General features: G+C 46.1%; 16 protein-coding genes, 1 other RNA gene and 1 pseudogene. 15 read left to right on the plus strand and 3 right to left on the minus strand.

The genetic code is table 11. From position 1 onward, the window contains the following. Positions 1-78 precede the first annotated feature (78 nt). Positions 79-1,188: a linear amide C-N hydrolase gene (locus PKF022_RS03605; RefSeq protein WP_281777253.1), complete on the plus strand. Its 1,110-nt coding sequence runs from the start codon at positions 79-81 to the stop codon at positions 1,186-1,188. A gap of 106 nt (positions 1,189-1,294) precedes the next feature. Here PKF022_RS03605 and PKF022_RS03610 read toward each other — a convergent pair whose 3' ends face one another. From PKF022_RS03610 to ffs, 3 genes are all read right to left on the minus strand, one after another. After that, complete coding sequence (locus PKF022_RS03610; protein WP_281777254.1) at positions 1,295-1,609, minus strand: helix-turn-helix transcriptional regulator; 315 nt, start codon at positions 1,607-1,609, stop codon at positions 1,295-1,297. 5 nt (positions 1,610-1,614) lie between these two features. Then, complete coding sequence (locus PKF022_RS03615) at positions 1,615-1,947, minus strand: type II toxin-antitoxin system RelE/ParE family toxin (RefSeq protein ID WP_348773176.1); 333 nt, start codon at positions 1,945-1,947, stop codon at positions 1,615-1,617. 313 nt (positions 1,948-2,260) lie between these two features. After that, positions 2,261-2,359: signal recognition particle sRNA small type (gene ffs, locus PKF022_RS03620), an RNA gene on the minus strand. Between the two features lie 32 nt (positions 2,360-2,391). On the opposite strand from ffs, the gene dnaX reads away from it, so the two are divergent. The 14 genes and pseudogenes from dnaX (at position 2,392) to rlmD (ending at position 17,938) form a co-directional block, all read left to right on the plus strand. After that, positions 2,392-4,062, plus strand: coding sequence for a DNA polymerase III subunit gamma/tau (gene dnaX / locus PKF022_RS03625; RefSeq protein ID WP_281777255.1), 1,671 nt, complete (start codon positions 2,392-2,394; stop codon positions 4,060-4,062). Positions 4,063-4,129: 67 nt separating this feature from the next. Beyond that, a complete protein-coding gene (locus tag PKF022_RS03630; RefSeq protein WP_072582156.1) occupies positions 4,130-4,453 on the plus strand; it encodes a YbaB/EbfC family nucleoid-associated protein in 324 nt (107 codons plus the stop codon). A gap of 24 nt (positions 4,454-4,477) precedes the next feature. Beyond that, the gene (recR, locus tag PKF022_RS03635) at positions 4,478-5,092 is read left to right on the plus strand and encodes a recombination mediator RecR (RefSeq protein ID WP_215349117.1); all 615 of its coding nucleotides are present in this window, start codon (positions 4,478-4,480) and stop codon (positions 5,090-5,092) included. 74 nt (positions 5,093-5,166) lie between these two features. Beyond that, positions 5,167-5,400: a hypothetical protein gene (locus tag PKF022_RS03640; RefSeq protein ID WP_281777256.1), complete on the plus strand. Its 234-nt coding sequence runs from the start codon at positions 5,167-5,169 to the stop codon at positions 5,398-5,400. Further along, a complete protein-coding gene (locus tag PKF022_RS03645; RefSeq protein ID WP_281777257.1) occupies positions 5,397-5,669 on the plus strand; it encodes a type II toxin-antitoxin system RelE/ParE family toxin in 273 nt (90 codons plus the stop codon). Before PKF022_RS03640 ends, PKF022_RS03645 begins: the two co-directional genes overlap by 4 nt. A 198-nt stretch (positions 5,670-5,867) precedes the next feature. Next, positions 5,868-7,283 (plus strand): carbohydrate porin, encoded by a 1,416-nt coding sequence (locus PKF022_RS03650; RefSeq protein ID WP_281777258.1) that lies wholly within the window; start codon positions 5,868-5,870, stop codon positions 7,281-7,283. Between the two features lie 195 nt (positions 7,284-7,478). After that, positions 7,479-9,029 (plus strand): TolC family protein, encoded by a 1,551-nt coding sequence (locus tag PKF022_RS03655; protein ID WP_281777259.1) that lies wholly within the window; start codon positions 7,479-7,481, stop codon positions 9,027-9,029. A gap of 9 nt (positions 9,030-9,038) precedes the next feature. Further along, positions 9,039-10,310, plus strand: coding sequence for an efflux RND transporter periplasmic adaptor subunit (locus PKF022_RS03660; RefSeq protein ID WP_281777260.1), 1,272 nt, complete (start codon positions 9,039-9,041; stop codon positions 10,308-10,310). Next, positions 10,311-13,388 carry a CusA/CzcA family heavy metal efflux RND transporter gene (locus PKF022_RS03665; protein WP_281777261.1) on the plus strand — a complete coding sequence of 1,026 codons (3,078 nt, stop codon included), beginning with the start codon at positions 10,311-10,313 and terminating at the stop codon, positions 13,386-13,388. It abuts the gene before it with no gap. Between the two features lie 41 nt (positions 13,389-13,429). Then, positions 13,430-14,224, plus strand: coding sequence for a 5'/3'-nucleotidase SurE (surE, locus tag PKF022_RS03670; RefSeq protein ID WP_216214433.1), 795 nt, complete (start codon positions 13,430-13,432; stop codon positions 14,222-14,224). 29 nt (positions 14,225-14,253) lie between these two features. Beyond that, positions 14,254-14,877 (plus strand): annotated as a pseudogene (locus PKF022_RS03675) (protein-L-isoaspartate(D-aspartate) O-methyltransferase); the annotation flags it as partial. A 37-nt stretch (positions 14,878-14,914) separates the two neighbouring features. Continuing rightward, positions 14,915-15,679, plus strand: coding sequence for a peptidoglycan DD-metalloendopeptidase family protein (locus tag PKF022_RS03680; RefSeq protein ID WP_281777262.1), 765 nt, complete (start codon positions 14,915-14,917; stop codon positions 15,677-15,679). Positions 15,680-15,696: 17 nt separating this feature from the next. Continuing rightward, positions 15,697-16,518, plus strand: a complete 822-nt coding sequence (locus PKF022_RS03685) for a 3'-5' exonuclease (protein WP_281777263.1) — start codon at positions 15,697-15,699, stop codon at positions 16,516-16,518. Continuing rightward, positions 16,511-17,938, plus strand: a complete 1,428-nt coding sequence (rlmD, locus tag PKF022_RS03690; RefSeq protein ID WP_281777463.1) for a 23S rRNA (uracil(1939)-C(5))-methyltransferase RlmD — start codon at positions 16,511-16,513, stop codon at positions 17,936-17,938. The genes PKF022_RS03685 and rlmD overlap by 8 nt, the downstream gene beginning before the upstream one ends. The last annotated feature ends 257 nt before the right edge of the window (positions 17,939-18,195 follow it).

Consider the following 18,195-nt stretch of genomic DNA (forward strand, 5'->3'; position numbering starts at 1 on the left):
ATTTTTTAATTTTTGGATGGTTTGCATAGCCATTCAGTTAGAATTTCCCAAGCGATTAGTCAACTCAAAGGGAGCTATATGAAACATCCATTGGTCAAGAAAATGCTTGCTGTATCAGTGTCTGCCACATTGGCATTTACACCACTCATCAGTAATGCCTGTACTAGCTTCTTGCTAAAGGGCAATGACAATGGATATGTTTATGGACGAACCATGGAGTTTGGTTTGCCTTTAAAGTCACAACTCACCCTTATTCCAAAAAATACTGCCATGCAAGGTGTGGGTGTTGATAGCAAACCCGGAACAGGTCTTAATTGGGCTGCCAAATATACAGCCGCCGGTATGAATGGCTTGGGCTTGCCTGTTCTAGTTGACGGTATGAATGAAAAAGGATTAGTGGGTGGCCTACTCAATGCTCCTAACACTGCAGTCTTTCAGGCGGTAGCACCAGCTGATTCCGCTAAGAGTATTGCGTCAGTACAGATGCTGACTTATGCATTGACTAACTTTGCAACCATTGATGAAGTCAAAGCAGGCTTTCCAAAGGTTTTGGTAAATCGCTCCATCATTCCAGCATTTCGCAATCAATCAGCGCCCGTACGCATGACTTTGCATGATGCAACGGGCAAGAGTCTAGTAATTGAGTATCTCAAAGGCGAGTTGGTGATGACCGATAACCCAACTGGGGTGATGACAAATGACCCAGCATTTAGAGAGCAGTTAAACAATATTGGTAACTATGCAAATCTGACGAATGTAGAGCGCAATCCAATCGTGATTAACGGTACTAGCTTTGTACCACCAAGCTCTGGTAGTGGTTTACATGGTCTGCCTGGAGACTATTTGAGTCCTAGCCGCTTTATTCGCGCACTCTTTTTATCAAAATCTGTACCAACCAATTACTCCACTGTTCAGCAAACGAATACTGCTTGGCATATTTTGGGTAGCTTTGATATTCCACCTGGTGCGATTAGCTTGCCAGCAACGAATGCCTATGGTGGTGGTGCAGGTGGTATTGAAATCACAGAATGGTCTGTGGTTGCAGACAATAAAAACTTGATGTATTACGTCAAGATGTTTGAGACCACCAATGTTCAGGCATTTGACTTCAAAAAGGTAGATCCAGCAGTTAAAGGGGTGCAGTACTACAACCTCAATAAGCCTCAGACCTACACTCCAATTAACTAGGACTGCTGCTAGGTCTCTTTTTTTAACGCTGTAGCAAAGTATTCAGTTGGGGGAGGATGGATGAGCCAAGCCCCCGGCCCTAGGCTCTCATCAATCCGGCCCCACTCTAGACCATTTTGATCAGAAGCTTCTTTCCGCAGGCATGAGCGTACTTTCGTAAGGTTGAAAACGATGGTGAATGGCTATCGCTCCGAATGGATGATTCGAGGCGTGAGATAGCGCTTTTTGTTGTTCCCATAATTTGCGCAACCTGTTCTTGAGTAAGCCCTGCTTCTTTGCGGGCCTGAAATAATTCAGAAAGAGCTGCATATTCTTCTTCTAGAGCATCCCAAGCCTTTTTAAACTGCGGGTTAGCAAATAACTTTTCATCGTCTTGGCGAGAGTGGGGTACAGGTGCATATCGATCTTTTTTCTTAATCATTTTCTTTAACCTCTTTCTTTCACCTCTTTTAGTCGCTTGCGCGCCTTCTTTATTTCCTTATCTGGGGTCTCTTGCGTTTTCTTAATAAAGCTATGCAAAACAATGATGCGTTTACCAATCATCATCCCGTAGAAAACTCGCCCAATACCTTCGCTACCCCTACAACGTATTTCAAATAAGCCATCACCCATTGCCCTAGAGTGGGGGAGTCTTAGATCAGCACCGTATTGCTCCATCAAATCTAGCAGGCGCCTGTAATCCGCCAAAACTCCTACAGGCCAAGAAAAAATCTCAGATTTAGTGCGCTCATTAAAGTAGTAGATAGTCCAAATGCTCAAGATAATGTTCTCATATATGTGAACTTATTGCAACCGTGGGATGTAATGCGATAGAAGAAAAAGCCGGTAAATGGGGCTGGGAAGAGTTTCTCCAGCTTATGAAGAGAGGAGTGCTTTGTTTATCAGTAAGAACTGATTTTTATGTGGGTAGTGCTGCAAATTGACCTAAGGCAGGCGCTCCTAAATACCAAGTTAGAATATCAGCAAATAAGAGACAAAAGCGCCACAGAAATGATGTTGCAAATCAGGCTACAAACGTTGCCCAGTAAGCAACAGTTGTGAGAGTGACGAACCTGAATAAATGAAGTGAAGGGTGGATGAGCCAAACCCCCGGCACTGGTAGAAATTGGGTTTGGCTGCTTCGTTCCCGACCTGACCAGGTTATCCAACCCACCATGCGGGGAGGCCCATCCAATTCCATTTTAGCTTGTTAGAATGTAAGACATGACAGCATTGGCATTGGCCCGTTCGTGGCGCCCCAAAACCTTCTCTGAATTAGTCGGCCAAGACCATGTGGTTAAGGCTTTAACTCATGCTTTGGATCAGGGTCGCCTGCACCATGCATGGCTATTTACTGGCACCCGTGGGGTAGGTAAGACCACCATTGCCCGAATTATGGCAAAAGCCCTCAATTGCACAGGATCTGATGGTTCCGGCAAGATGACTTCAGAGCCTTGCGGAAAATGCCCAGCTTGCATGGAAATTGATGCAGGTCGCTTTGTTGACTATATCGAGATGGATGCCGCAAGTAATCGTGGTGTTGACGATATTGCTGCTCTCCTAGAAAAAGCTGCTTACGCACCAAGTAATGGTCGTTATAAGGTTTACATGATTGACGAGGTGCACATGCTCACCAATCATGCCTTTAATGCCATGCTCAAAACCTTGGAAGAGCCTCCAGAGCACGTCAAATTTATTTTGGCTACAACCGATCCGCAAAAGATCCCAGTTACTATTTTGTCTCGTTGCTTGCAGTTCAACCTCAAGCAAATGCCAGTACCGCTCATCGTTGAGCATTTGGAGAAAGTACTCGCCTCCGAAAAAGTGGAATACGAAGTCAATGCCTTGCGTGTCTTAGCTAAAGCAGCCCAAGGCTCTATGCGTGATGCTCTGTCTCTGACCGACCAAGCTATTGCTTATGCCGCCGGCAAAGTGACTGAAGAGTCTGTCCGCGGCATGCTCGGCACATTAGATGATGCTTATCTCATTCGCATTCTGGATTGTTTGATTGCTAAAGATGGCGCAAGCCTTCTCTCTGTTGCAAATGAAATGGGCGAACGCAGCATGTCCTTCTCATTAGCATTGCAAGATCTCTCTAGTTTGTTGCAAAAGATTGCAGCAGCTCAAGTTGTTCCTGAATCTGTATTGGATGATTGGCCAGAAGCAGGTGAGATTCGTCGTTTGGCTACTCAATTAACAAAAGAAGAAGCGCAACTCTTCTATCAAATTACAATTACTAGTCGTCCAGATTTATCACTTGCTCCAGATGAGCAAACCGGCTTTGCTATGACGCTCTTGCGCATGTTGGCGTTTCGTCCGGGCAGTGGTGGAGGCGGTAGTTCATCTCCAGCACCTTCAGCTCCACAGGTAAATACGGCTCGTCCAGCACCCGCTGCACCAGCATCCAGAACAGCTGCTCCTGCGCCTACAGCAAAGTCTGCCTCTACCGCTCCAGCTCCAGCATCTTCGGCTGCTGCTTCAGCCCCGGTTGCTGCTGCAGGTAACTCAGCAGAACGTCCCGATTGGCATGCATTGATGCGTCAGCTGCCAGTTAAAGGCTTGGTGCAGCAGTTGGCGTTCCAGACAGAGTTGCAAGATTGGAATGACTCCGCTGCAGGTGTGCGTGCAACGATTGTGACGCCAATGCCGCAGCTGGCTTCCGAAGCTTCTGTTGGTCGTTTATGTGATGCGCTGACTGCGCACTTTGGTAAGCCGGTGAAGATCGTAATTGAAAAAGGTGAAGTAGAGGGCAAGACCGTTGCTAAGGTTGATGCCCAGATTCATCAAGAGAAAAGAATGAACGCTGAGCAAATGATTGCAGCTGATCCATTCATTCAGCAATTAGAAAAAGAGTTCGGCGCCAAAGTAGTTGGTGGCTCAGTAAAGCCACTTTAATTTGATCACTCAGTACAAGCTCTTTAATTTAAATATCAATATTCAAAAGCACTAAGGAAATAAAGCGATGATGAAAGGTGGACTTGCTGGCCTCATGAAACAGGCTCAGCAGATGCAAGAGAAGATGAAAACTGCGCAAGCCGAGTTGGCTGCGTTAGAAGTGACTGGTCAAGCAGCTGGTGGCTTAGTTAAGGTAACTATCTCTGGCAAATACGAACTCAAGCGTGTGCAGATTGATCCAGGCGCAATGGATGATCGCGAGATGTTAGAAGACCTAATCGTGACCGCCTATACAGAAGCATTTAAGCAAGTAGAAGCCGCTAGCGCACAGATGATGTCAGGTGCTACTGCTGGTATGCCAATGCCTCCTGGCTTCAAGTTGCCGTTCTAACTTAATTATTTAGTTGAATTCTGAATGGCACGCATAGAAGCACCTCAAGATGCACTCGGTCGATTGATCGAGGCTTTGCGCGTGCTTCCTGGTGTAGGCCCTAAGTCTGCCCAGCGCATGGCCTTCTATCTATTGCAGCATGATCGCAATGGCGCTGCTGTACTTGCTCAGTCATTGGGTGAGGCAGTGGAAACGGTAGGGCACTGCGCGCGTTGTAATACATTTTCAGAAACACAGATTTGCAGCACATGCTCTGATGAGCGTCGTGACCCATCACTACTGTGTATTGTGGAAACACCAGCTGACCAAGTCATGGTGGAGCAGACTCTCAGTTTCAAAGGTAACTACTTTGTATTGATGGGCCGTCTCTCGCCACTTGATGGCATGGGCCCAAATGAAATTGGTTTTGATCGCCTGCTCAATCGCATTGAGACTCCTGATACTGGGGTTCCTATTCGGGAAGTAGTCTTGGCCACCAACTTCACCAGTGAGGGCGAAGCAACTGCCCATTACATTGGTGAGGTTCTCAAATCTAAAGGCATTAAAGTGACTCGCATTGCGCGCGGCATTCCGGTGGGCGGTGAACTCGAGTATGTTGACGCTGGCACACTAGCTCGTGCCTTAATGGACCGCCGATAGTCTTTGCCGCCTATTGGCCAAAGTCTTAAAAGGTTGCAATTTGCAACTTTTTGTGTTAAATTGACACTCATTCGATGGGGGGATCAATTATGTCTATAGCCATTAAGTTATCCGATCTTTTGGTGGAAGATGCTAAGCCTTATGCGCAGGCGATGCATAGATCTATTCCGAAGCAAATAGAATATTGGGCTCGTTTAGGTAAGGTTGCGGAGGAGAATCCCGATCTCCCGATCCATATGCTCCAGGATATGTTGGTCAGCATTGAGGAAGTAAAAGCCGGCAATCTCAATCCGTATAAATTCGGATGATCGTATCCACAACCCCTAGATTTGATAGGGCAATTAAGAAAATATCACCTGCCGAAAAAAAGACCCTTGATGGAGCAGTGAAGAGCATCATGGCTGAGCCATATAAAGGTGAGGCAAAAAAAGGTGATTTATCGGGTATTCAGGTAATTAAATTTAGACATCTGAAGCAACAGATGCTGTTGGCATATTCAGTTAGCCTCGATAGTGCTCAGCTAGTATTAATGGGTTATGGAGTTCATGAAAATTTCTATCGTGATTTAAAGCGCTAGGCATTAAATCTTGCATTATTAGTAGTAATGCGTGGCCCATTTTTCACATTGCCGTCATAAAGACTAGGTAAATTGCCTCTTTTTGGGGATAATTTGGTCTGCGCCACCCTTGGGCTTCAATCCCAGGCTGTGTTTGCCTTGTTTTCCTATCGGCATGTTGCTAATGCATAGCACTGGCATCCCAACTAGAAATTGTGAATGACCCGAAAGATTTATCTACTCCTCCTGCTGAGCATAATTTGCACATTTTTCGGGGCAACTGCATTTGCGCAGAAGGCGGGATCAGGCTCGGACCAAATTGCGAGCTTTGCATCGCCTATTGATGATTTGCCAACCGAAGGAACGCTTTTTGGTTTGCCTGTAAATATTCACGGACAAACAACTTACATCAATCAACGTTACAACAATTTCACATCCAGCTACTCTGGAGAAAATAGCCTTTCTTCATCGAAGTCAATGAGCTACACCTGGTCAGGCACTCTATTTTTTGGTGCACGCTTAGCCCCAAACACAGATATCTATTTCAATCCAGAGGTGGTGTCAGGCGTGCCATTTTCTGATTTAGTTGGTCTTGGCGGATTTTCTAACGGTGAAGCGACAAAAGCAGCTGGGTTAAATGCAAAGTTTTATTCTGCTCGCGCATTTCTGCGTCAAACCATTAATCAAGAGGGCGATAAAGTTGTTCTCGAAAATGAAGCAAATCAAATTACGCAAACCGTTAGCAGTAATCGTGTTGTGCTTACCGCTGGACAGTTTTCCACTTTAGATATTTTTGACGATAGCAAATACGCCAAAGACCCTCGCATTCAGTTCATGAACTGGGGCAATATGACCTATCTAGCCTATGACTACGCAGCTGACGCACGCGGCTACAGTAGTGGCTTAGCGGGTGAATGGTACCTCAGTAATTGGGTTATGAGAGCTTCTCGTATGCTGGCTCCAAAGTCCCCCAATGGCCGCGATTTAAATTGGCAAATATTTAATGCCTATGGCGATCAAATTGAAGTGGAGCGTCAACACAATATTGCAGATTTACCAGGTAAGGTAAGTGTGCTTGCTTATCGCAATCGAATGATTCTGGCGCGTTTTCAGGATGCGACAAATTATGTGGTTGCTAATAACGCTCAAGGTACGCAAGCAATCAATAATGTACGAACCAACTATCAATACAAAACCGGTGTTGGTATTAATGGCGAACAAGCTTTAACAAAAGACTTAGGTATCTATGGTCGCGCTTTCACTTCTGATGGTCATACTGAAACGATGTCGTTTACTGAAGCAGATAATTCCATATCAGTAGGCATGGGATTGAATGGCACAAGTTGGAGTCGACCTAAAGATACGATTGGCATCTCGATGATGCAAAACGGCTTATCCAGTTATCGCAAAAACTATTTGCAATCTGGTGGGGTGTCTTACTTTATTGGCGACTATGCTGGCCCTGGTCAAACAATTTCTTATCGTCCAGAGCGAATCGGGGAGGTGTATTACAACGCCACCGTGATCAAGAATGTCCTAGCAGGATTGAACTTTCAGCACATTAATAATCCTGCCTACAACTCCGCTCGCGGGCCTGTGAACATTCTGTCTTTTAGGGTTCATGCCGAGTTTTAAGGGCTTTGCTGACGGCAGGCATAGGGGGCATAATTATTATCTTTATAATCAATAACTTAGAGAGATCTAATTATTCGGCTTTTGACTTTTGTCCACTATAATCTTTAAAACCCCCTGAAATGGGCATAGATTGGATCTAAATCTGCATCTGGGGCTATAAAAAACAGTATTTGATTGATTTAGAGGCAGCCGCATTTGTTGATTCTCGGCAAACATACAACTGGGGTAGTTGAATCGCTTAAAAGCAAGACTTCACTTGCGGTACTTGCTTGTGTTCTTTATACCTCCGCCTCACCGTTATCCATTTTTGCTCAGCCATCCCAGGATGTTGCTCCAGCAAGCGTCACTGTTCAGTCTGGTGATACCTCTTTGGCCGCACCCCCATCCATTGGTGCACAGCTAAGTGCGCAAGATCCACCAGTAGCATCAAACTCTAAAGCAGCTGAATTGTTTGCTCCCGTAACAAAAGCAAACACGCCAACGATTTACGCCAAGCCAGCGTCATCAGGCTCAACAGAGATGGATTTGCGTCAGCTGTGGAGTGAGCTCAAGATGAACAATCCGCAACTGTCATCGTTGCGTGAATCCTATTTATCTGCCAAGGCAACTGTTCCGCAAATCAACGCGCCAGCCAATCCACAAGTAGGCTTGGTGTGGTCAGGTATGCCAGCGAATTCTCCATTTGCTTTGGGTGGAGCAAATGCGCCATCGCCACAATATCCTAGCGGTATCAGCAGTAATAACTCGATATCAGTAGCACAACCCCTTCAATTTCCGGGCAAGAAAAGTCTTGCTGCTGATATTGCTGATACCAATGCTGAAGCCTTATTGGCAAGCTCAGAGTCTACTTATTTGCAATTGGGCGCTCAGCTCTCAACTCTGTACTACAGCGCTTTGTCTTCTCAGAAGCAGCTGGCGGTCCTGAAAGAATCTGTCATCCGTTTAGAGATGATTAAGAATGTTGCTAAGGCGCGTTATGCTAATAATGCTGCAGCATATGTTGAATATTTGAATGCTCAAGTAGCGCAAAGTGCGGCTCAAGCAGATCAATTTAATGTAGAGCGTCAACTACATGTTGCTTTGCATAGCATTAATACTTTAGTTGGTCGGCATTCTCGCGAAAAATTAGTATTGCGTGGCGATGTTCGTCGTGCAATGAGTAAGGTTCCAACCTTAGTTGAACTAGAAGACTATGCAGAGAATAGTCATCCATCTTTGAAAAGCTCAGCGTTGCAATTAGATGCGGCACGCAAAGGCGTGGACTTGGCAAAGAAAGCCTACTTGCCAGATTTTCAGGTAATTGGTTCATCCTATACACCGCGTGGACCATTCTCCGCAAATAATGGCGCGATGTTTTATCAGTTCGAATTAGATCTCATTATTCCTTTGTACTTCTTCACTAAGGAAAAGTATGGGGTAGAGCAAGCACAGCGCAATCAAGCAGCTGCAGAAGCGGGCAATATTTCGAATCGTCAGCAAATCGTTTTGGCTGTAAACACAGCCTATGCTGTTTACGAGCAAGCCAAGAATCAAACTCAGTTTTTGAGGGAGCGCCAAGTACCCCAGGCTGATGCTGCTTACAAGGTGGGTCTGACGCAGTACTCAAATAATGGTCAAGGCTTCAATGATTTGTTGACTGCGCAAACACAATTGCGTAACTTGGAGATTGCGTTAGCTCAGGCTGAGAGCAATCTACTGCAAGCACAAGCGGTATTAATGGTTTCAGCGGGTAAAGAGCCCTTTTAAGGAGTAGTTTTGAAAGACAAAATTCTTTCGTTTCTAAAACATGTGTCAGAAAAGGCCAAGCCAATTCTGCATAAAGGCGCATCTCATGGTACTCACCATGCAAAAGTAGCCGCTGCTGGCTTGGCTGGCTTGTATTGGAATCTATCCCCGCAGAACCGTTATCGTGTTCGTCTCGCCGCTTTTGCTTTTGCCATTCTTTCATTGGGCATCGTAGTGGGGCGTGTGACTAACGTCAATCGCACTGTCAAGATTGAGGCTTCCGATAAGGCGCTCAAAGTAGAAAAAACGGGTGTGCTTGAGTTGAAGTTGCCTGGCGTTCAGCTCAACCCGGAGATTTATGTATTTCAAACAGCTGAAAAAGTGCAAGTGCCGGTCAATATCAAAGTGCCAGGACGATTAGCGTTTAATGCTGAAAAATCTAAAGTACTTTCAGCGCGTGCGCCAGGCCGAGTGGAGCGTATTTATGCATTCGATGGTGCTCAAGTCGAAATTGGTTCACCAATCGTTGAGTTATACAGCCCTGAATTTTTATCAGCACAGCAGGAGTATTTGCTTTCATCAAAAACCGCTAAGGTTCTCGAAGCAAGTAAAACAATGAGTGACTTATTGGGTGATGCGCGAATTACCCAACAGGCAGCCGCTAACCGTATGAGAAATCTTGGTGCCGGTGATGGTGATATTAAAAGTATCGAATCCACTGGCAAGACTAGTAACAACTTAATCATGCGCTCCCCTTTAAAAGGGGTTGTAGTCAGGCGTAACGTCGAGCCAGGTTCTGCTGTGAACTCTGGTGATGTCATTGCCACTTTGGCTGATCCTAAGCAACTCTGGTTCTTGGGTAATGTGTTTGAGCAAGATTTTCGTTTGATCAAGCAGGGTCAAAAAATGGTTTTGCACTTAGAGGCTTATCCAGAAAAAGAATTTGTTGCCTACGCGAATTACATTTCACCAACGGTTGATCCGCAAACACGTGCTTTATTAATTCGTGCGGATGTTGAAAATACTGATGATCTCTTACGCCCAGACATGTTTGCATCAGGCTCATTAACTACGGGCACAGCAGATGCTGTAGTGGTTCCGCAATCCGCTATTGTGCGAGTTCGAGAAAATCGGTACGCCATTGTTAGAGTTGGCCCAGAAACTTTCCGCCGTGTTCCTGTTAAGGGATATGACCTCAATAGCAAGAGCTTTGCTATTACTGAGGGTGTAGAGCAGGGTTGGCAAGTGCTATCTGAAGGCGCAGTTTTGTTAAACGATCGTTTTGCAAAGCAGGAGGACTAAGTGAGCGTTTTCACCTCTTTTATTCGAGGGGTAGTTGAGAAGCGCGCGCTCGTCATTTTTGCGTCGATCGTATTGCTTGGCTTAGGAATGCTCAGTTTGAGTAAGTTGCCAATCCAGCCATATCCAGGCGTTGCACCATTAACGATTCAAGCTATTTCACAGTGGCCCGGAAGAAGTACCACTGAAGTTGAGCAGCAGGTCACTATTCCGGTTGAGAATGCTCTGGCAGGTATTCCGGGATTGCAGGCGTTCCGCTCAGTATCACTTTTCGGTTTATCTGTCGTCACTCTCAAATTTAATGACACTGCCGATCCATTTAAGGCGCGCCAAACCTTTTTAGCTAACCTAGCTAATGTTGCTTTTCCGCCTGGTGTCACATCCAGCATTAGCCCGGACTCGGATGCGACGGGTGAGATCATGCGTTATGAGGTGCGTTCTGACTATGCATCCTCTACTTCGTTGAAGACCTTACAAAACTATGAGATCTATAAAGAGCTTAAGCAAACCCCGGGTGTGGCTGATGTCTCGTCTTTTGGCGGCAAGGTTCGCCAATATCAAGTCATTGTTAGCCCTGAAAGCCTGCAAGCTAAAGGGGTGTCTGTTAATCAGTTAATCACTGCTCTAACAAATGCCAATAGCAATACTGGTGGCGGTCTACTGCCAAGTGGTGAGCAACAGTTTGTAGTGCGTGGCGTAGGTCTTTTGAAGAATATCGATGACATTAAGCAGGTGGTTGTCGCTATTAATAATGGCGTCCCCATTCGGATTGGTGATGTTGCACGGGTAGAGATTGGCAATGCGCCACGTTTGGGTATGTTCCAGTTCAATGACAATCCTGATTCAGTTGAAGGCATTGTTTACTTACGTCGAGGTGAGAATGCTACTGAAGTATTGGCACGCGTTCGCAATACTGTTGAAAACATTAATAAACATATTCTTCCGCCAGGAATTGAAGTAAAACCTTTCTACGATCGTCAAGTGCTGCTCGATATCACGATTGGCACCGTTAAACATACTTTGTTCTTCGGTATCTCGCTGGTATTGGCAGTTCTCTTTTTCTTTCTTGGAAATATTCGTGCAGCGGCTGTTGTAGCTGCAGTGATTCCCTTGGCGCTGTGCGTGTCATTTATTCAAATGCATTTGTGGAGCGTGCCAGCCAATTTGATTTCATTGGGTGCGATTGACTTTGGTGTCATCGTTGACTCGGCAGTGATTCTGACTGAAAACGTGATGCGTCACCTAGAGGAGGGCGGTAAGCGCCTGAACCAAAGCATTATTCTGGCTACTAGTGAAGTACAGCGCGCCATGATTTATTCCACTGGCATCATCATCGTGGCCTATTCGCCATTGTTCTTTATGGGTGGTGTAGAGGGAATTATCTTTAAGCCAATGGCTTTCACCATGGGCTTTGCCTTGATTGCAGCGATGATTCTGAGTCTGACATTCTTGCCGGCAATGATTTCATTAGTGTTTGGCGAGAATCTACATCACAAACCACCATCTTTTATTACCAAGATTTTGGATAGTTACAAGCCTTTGTTGAGAAGATGGATGGATCGTCCATTAACCGTATTCTCAGTAGCTGTCTTTGTGTTGGGTATTACTCTTTTAAGTATGACTCGCTTAGGTACTGCCTTCTTGCCAACATTGGAAGAAAACAATATTTGGTTGCGGGTAACCCTGCCTAATACGGTTGATCTTGATTACTCAGTCAAAGTTGCCAACCAATTACGCGAAACCTTTATGAAGCAGCCAGAGATTGAAAAGGTTGCTGCGCAGATTGGTCGCCCAGACGACGGCACTGACTCTACTGGTGTGTTTAACCAGGAATATGGTCTTTATTTAAAGAGTCCCGACAAAATGCCGAGCGGATCCTCTAAGAAGGATTTGATTGCGCATTTGGAGACTGAGCTCAATAAGATTCCCGGCATTACTTATAGCTTCTCTCAATACATTCAAGATAACGTTAACGAAGCTTTATCCGGCGTTAAAGGAGAGAACTCCGTCAAGATTTACGGTACTGATCTTGAGGTGCTAGATCAAAAAGCACATGAGGTCATTGATCAGCTCAAAAAGGTTCGTGGTGTAGCGGATGAGGGCATTTTGAAAGAGTTAGGTCAGCCTACTCTTAATATTCAGATTGATCGTGATCGTGCAGCACGTTATGGCATTAATGTGAATGATATCCAGACAGTGGTAGCAAACGCGATTGGTGGCGCTGCTGTAACTAACTTGCTTGAAGATGAAAAAACTTTTGGTATTGCCGTACGTCTCAATGAAGGTAGCCGTAACGACGTTGCTGATATTGGTCACTTATTGGTGGAAGCACCTGACGGCACCAAGGTTCCTTTATCGATGGTGGCTAGTGTTCGTTTAACGGACGGCCCATTCTTTATCTATCGCGAAGCAGGTAAGCGTTATATCGCCATTAAGTTTAGTGTTCGTAACCGTGACTTGGGTAGTGCAGTAGAAGATGCCCAGTTCTTGGTGGAAAAGAACATTACCTTGCCGCCTAACTATTCGATTAGCTGGGATGGCCAGTTCAATCAAATGAAGCAAGCACAGAAAAAGCTGATGTTGATTGTTCCGTTGGCGTTGTTGGGCATCTTCTTGCTGCTGGTGAGTGCATTTGGTAATTTCCGCGATGCTTTCATCGTCATGATCAACGTGCCATTTGCTGCCATCGGTGGCGTCATTGCTTTGCATCTCGCAGGTGAGACTCTCAGTATCTCGGCATTCTTTGGGTTCCTCTCACTATTTGGTATTGCAATCCAGGATGGCGTGATACTCATTTCCTTTATCAATAAGACGGCTGCCACCGAACATGGTCAGATGAAAGACATCATGGTGGAGGGTGCATCATTGCGCGTTCGTCCAGTTTTGATGACTGCAGCACTTTCAGGACTAGGCCTCTTGCCTGCAGCCTTATCTCATTCGATTGGCTCTGAGGCGCAACGTCCCCTGGCATTGGTCATTGTAGGTGGCATGGTAACCACAACGATCTTGACACTCTTGGTTTTGCCAGTCATTTATGGTTGGTTTAGAGCTCGCGCGCTAACCCCAGCAAGCAATATTTAATTGCGTTTAATTCAATAGCTAACAGAAAGAACTAAATCGTCATGAGCAATCGTCAACCGCACATCTTGGTTTCCAATGATGATGGCTATTTAGCTCCTGGCTTATTGGCTCTAGTAAATGCAGTGCGTCCTTTGGGGCGCATTACGGTGATTGCTCCTGAGCAGAACCATAGCGGTGCCTCGAATTCTTTAACGCTTTCAAGACCGCTTTCCATTCACCGAGTTGCGGGTGGTGAGCGCGATGGATTTTTCTTTATCAATGGCACGCCGACAGATTGTGTACACGTTGCGATGACTGGATTTCTGGATGAGAAACCAGATTTGGTGATCTCTGGAATCAATCAAGGCGAGAACATGGGTGAAGATACTCTGTACTCTGGCACGGTAGCTGCTGCTGTTGAGGGTGTGATGTTTGGAGTGCCGGGTATTGCTTTCTCGCAAATTGATCGTGGCTGGAATCGCATTGAAGATGCCGCTAAAGCGGCGCACGATGTAGTAGCGCAAATGCTGGTGTCTGCCTTAAGCAAGAATCATGCTGATGGCGTAGCAACACTGCTTAACGTCAATATTCCCAATCGTCCTTATGCTGATCTTTATCGCTGGCGCGTAACTCGCTTAGGTAATCGCCATCATTCACAGCCAGTAGTGGTGCAGGATAGCCCCCGTGGCGACAAGATTTACTGGATTGGTGCGGCAGGTGATGTCAAAGAGGGCTCCGAAGGCACTGACTTTCATGCGATTGCCGAAGGATGCATTTCCATTACGCCAATGCAATTGGATTTAACGCACCATGCTCGTTTGGCAGCGATGCGTGCGAACGGATGGGACCGCGGTTGAAGGCACCTACAGAGCGCTTTGCTGCCTATCGCCAAGCTCTAGCTGCAAAAGTGCATGCTGGTGGCGTAAAGCATGGCAAAACTTTAGAGGCGATTGCCACCGTTCCAAGGCATGCATTTATGGATGCAGGTCTACATGCGCAAGCTTATGAAGATACGGCCTTACCTATCGGTCATGAGCAAACTATCTCAAAGCCATCCGTAGTAGCGCGCATGATTGAACTACTTCATAAACCTAAGCACAAACTAGGCAAAGTATTGGAAATAGGTACTGGCTGCGGCTACCAAGCGGCGGTCCTCAGTTTGCTAGCAGATGAGGTTTACTCAATTGAGCGTATACGCCCATTGCATGACATGGCTAGAGCTAAGTTACGCCCATTTCGGATTAATAATTTGCGTCTGATTTATGGTGATGGCATCTTAGGTTTGCCCCAAGCGGCACCATTTGACGGGATTATCTTGGCCGCTGCAGGCTTAGGGATTCCGGATGCCTTATTGGACCAACTCTCGATTGGCGGTCGTCTGGTTGCCCCAGTTGCTAAAAATGACAAAGAACAGCAGTTGGTGATGGTGGAGAGGATGAGCTCCCAGCGCTACCAAAGAACTGTGCTGGACGAGGTCTTTTTTGTCCCCTTACAATCAGGGGTAGTATAAGTTTTATGATGAATTCAACAATTCAGAACCTAATTTAATGTCACGTACCTTATTGAAGTCTTCCCTTATTGCGCTCATGACCACATCATTGGTATTGGTTGTCGGTTGCAGTACTGTGCCACGCGCTAAACCTGCTAGCGTCACAGATCGTAGTGCTAGCACTACTGAGCCTACACCGTCTGGTTACTACCGTGTGAAAAAAGGGGATACCTTAGCGCGTATTGCTTTGGATCATGGCCAAGCTCCGCGCGATGTCACTCAGTGGAATAAAGCAGTCAACCCTAACTTCAACCCTAATGTGATTGAAGTGGGTGATTTGATTTTGATTAAAGCGCCTGCAGGTTCTAAGCCGGCACGTGTTGCGGATAAGAAGCCGGTAGCAGATAAAGCAGATTCACCTGCAGCTACTCCAGAGCCAGCGAAAGCTGAAGTGGTGGCTGAGCCAGGTATTCGTTTATCTTGGCCCGCAAAGGGCAAGGTCATTGCTGAATTTAGTGAGACCAATAAAGGGATTGATATTGCCGGGAAGGTTGGCGAACCTGTGCTTGCAGCATCTGACGGTAAGGTGGTCTACGCCGGAAATAGCTTGCGCGGTTATGGCAATTTAGTCATTGTTAAACATGACAACACTTATCTCACTGCTTATGCTCACAATAGCAAGCTCTTGGTAAAAGAAGGTGATTCTGTGCGTAAGGGTCAGAGGATTGCCGAGATGGGCGATACAGATGCCAATGCAATCAAGTTGCACTTTGAGTTACGCGTTAACGGAAAACCAGTTAATCCAACGCCGTATCTGCAGTAACGTTGCCTTAAGTAAGTATGGCGACCGTTCTCGTATTCGATATTGAAACCATTCCTGATGTAGCGGGATTGCGTCGTCTGGAAGATTTTCCAGAATCTATGAGCGATACCGAAGTAGCTAGCAAGGCCATGGCTGATCGTGCCGCTAAAACTGGCAGTGAATTTCTGCCTCTATTCCTACAAAAGATTGTGGCTATATCTTGCGTGATTCGCAGAACCACCAAAGAAGGTTTGCCACAAATTAAAGTTGGTACCTTAGGCGCCCCACAAGATGATGAAAAAGTTTTGGTGCAAGCCTTCTTTGATCTGATTGAAAAATACACGCCGCAGTTGGTTTCATGGAATGGCAGTGGCTTTGATTTGCCGGTATTGCACTATCGCGCTCTGGCGAATCATATTCAAGCACCGCGTTATTGGGAGATGGGCGAGAGCCAAGAGTCAGATAGCCGTGAATTTAAGTGGAATAACTACATCAGTCGATATCACATGCGTCATCTCGATATGATGGATCTCTTAGCTAAATTTAATGGTCGCGCCAATGCGCCTCTCGATGGCTTGGCTAAGCTCTGCGGCTTTCCGGGCAAGATGGGTATGGATGGCAGTCAAGTGTGGCCCGCTTACCAAGATGGCAAGATTAATGACATTCGTCGTTACTGTGAGACTGATGTGGTCAACACTTATCTCATGTACTGTCGGTTTCAGTTACTACGTGGTGGCTTTTCTCTTGAGGAGTACCAAGAAGAGATTGAGTTTGTAAAAGCCTACCTAGAAAAAGAAGCTAAAGAGCCTAATGGTGCTCAGTGGCAAGAATATCTCCAGGGTTTTTCTGCGGATGCGTAGAGGGGATAAGCCAGTCAATATTGAGGTGACTGAGCCAATTAAAGTCGAAGCCTTGGATCTAGACGCCCAAGGCATTGCACGCTTAGCACCTAATGAGGAAGAGCTTGCCCAGGGTCAAAGTGGCAAAGTCATCTTCATTAAGGGCGCATTGCCAACGGAGTTAGTGACATACACCATCACTAGCGACAAAGCCCGCTTTAGCAAGGCCAAAGCTCGAGATATTCTGAAGCCTGCAGTATTTCGGGCTGAGCCTAAATGTAAAGCCTTTGGTGTTTGCGGTGGCTGCACGATGCAGCATTTAGATATACGTGCACAAGTTGCTATGAAGCAGCGTGTGCTCGAAGATGATTTGCAGCATATTGCCAAAGTAAAGCCAGGAGAAATTCTGCGCCCGATGGGTGGGCCTACTTGGGAATACCGTCATCGTGCACGCCTCAGCGCCGTTAATCGCTCTATCAAAAAAGGCACGGTACTCATTGGTTTTCATGAAGGCAAGAGTGGCTATGTTGCTGACATGCTTGCGTGTGAGATTCTGCCTAAGCACGTATCCGACTTGCTGCCAGAGATGCGCAAATTGGTGATGGGCTTATCTATCGTCGATCGCATGCCGCAAATTGAAATTGCAGTTGGCGAGCCAGAAGATTCTCAATCGGATGATCCTAAAAAGTCAAAACCAGTTACCGCCTTGGTATTTCGTAATCTCAAGCCCCTAACGGCTGACGACGAGCAACTGCTGCGAGAGTTTGCCAATCGGCATCAGGTGTGGATATGGCTCCAGCCCAAAGGCATTGAGACGGTGGCACCGTTTTATCCCGTGACTGGCAAGCTTTGCTATCGATTGCCAGAATTTGAAATCGAGATGCCATTTAAGCCGGCAGACTTTACGCAGGTTAATCATATGATGAATCGTGCATTAGTCAGCAGGGCGATTCGCTTGCTTGAAGTAAAGCCAACGGATCGTGTGCTCGATTTATTTTGTGGGATTGGTAATTTCACATTACCGCTTGCTAGAAAAGCAAAACAAGTTTTAGGTATAGAAGGTTTAGCAAGCTTAACTACTAGAGCCAAAACCAATGCCGAACATAACGGCCTGGTTGATAAAGCAAGCTTCATGCAAAGTGATTTATTTGAAGTGACGCCAGAAACGATTGCATCCTGGGGAAAAGCAGAGCGCTGGCTAATGGATCCACCACGCGAAGGCGCGATGGAGATTTGCAAGGCGTTAGCCGAATTACACCTTCAGCAAAGTGACTTGCTTCCTCAGCGTATTGTGTACGTCTCCTGTAACCCCAAAACCTTGGCAAGAGATGTTGAGATCCTGTGCCATCAAGCGGGCTACTCTTTGAGCAGTGCAGGGATTATTAATATGTTCCCTCACACCTCACATGTGGAGTCCATGGCGGTTTTTGATCGGCTGTAGCGACCAAAATCGCTCATTGAGCAGTATTTTCCCAATAAGCCAGCTGGGATTGCCCCAATTTAGTGCGTAGAGCCTAAATCCAGTGCGTCTGGTAAATGCTTCAACCCAACCTAAGAGTAAATTGAATCTGTGCAGTGATGCTTAGCCGCCAAACCCGCAAATTACTTTTGGGAGTCTGTCATGAAAGCCTCAGATAGTTTTGCCCTCTTATTGATTTTGATGGCGCTGTCTTACGCAGTGAGTATGTTTGTTGCTGT

Origin of the sequence: Polynucleobacter sp. KF022, from assembly GCF_027924105.1 — a bacterium.
Classification (GTDB): Bacteria; Pseudomonadota; Gammaproteobacteria; order Burkholderiales; family Burkholderiaceae; genus Polynucleobacter.

Coding starts and splice junctions, on each gene's coding strand:
- recR (WP_215349117.1), top strand. CDS start 4,478: ATGGCACGCATAGAAGCACCTCAAGATGCACTCGGTCGATTGATCGAG.
- PKF022_RS03685 (WP_281777263.1), top strand. CDS start 15,697: ATGGCGACCGTTCTCGTATTCGATATTGAAACCATTCCTGATGTAGCG.
- dnaX (WP_281777255.1), top strand. CDS start 2,392: ATGACAGCATTGGCATTGGCCCGTTCGTGGCGCCCCAAAACCTTCTCT.
- PKF022_RS03645 (WP_281777257.1), top strand. CDS start 5,397: ATGATCGTATCCACAACCCCTAGATTTGATAGGGCAATTAAGAAAATA.
- PKF022_RS03640 (WP_281777256.1), top strand. CDS start 5,167: ATGGGGGGATCAATTATGTCTATAGCCATTAAGTTATCCGATCTTTTG.
- PKF022_RS03650 (WP_281777258.1), top strand. CDS start 5,868: ATGACCCGAAAGATTTATCTACTCCTCCTGCTGAGCATAATTTGCACA.
- PKF022_RS03605 (WP_281777253.1), top strand. CDS start 79: ATGAAACATCCATTGGTCAAGAAAATGCTTGCTGTATCAGTGTCTGCC.
- PKF022_RS03630 (WP_072582156.1), top strand. CDS start 4,130: ATGATGAAAGGTGGACTTGCTGGCCTCATGAAACAGGCTCAGCAGATG.
- rlmD (WP_281777463.1), top strand. CDS start 16,511: ATGCGTAGAGGGGATAAGCCAGTCAATATTGAGGTGACTGAGCCAATT.
- PKF022_RS03680 (WP_281777262.1), top strand. CDS start 14,915: ATGTCACGTACCTTATTGAAGTCTTCCCTTATTGCGCTCATGACCACA.
- surE (WP_216214433.1), top strand. CDS start 13,430: ATGAGCAATCGTCAACCGCACATCTTGGTTTCCAATGATGATGGCTAT.
- PKF022_RS03610 (WP_281777254.1), bottom strand. CDS start 1,609: ATGATTAAGAAAAAAGATCGATATGCACCTGTACCCCACTCTCGCCAA.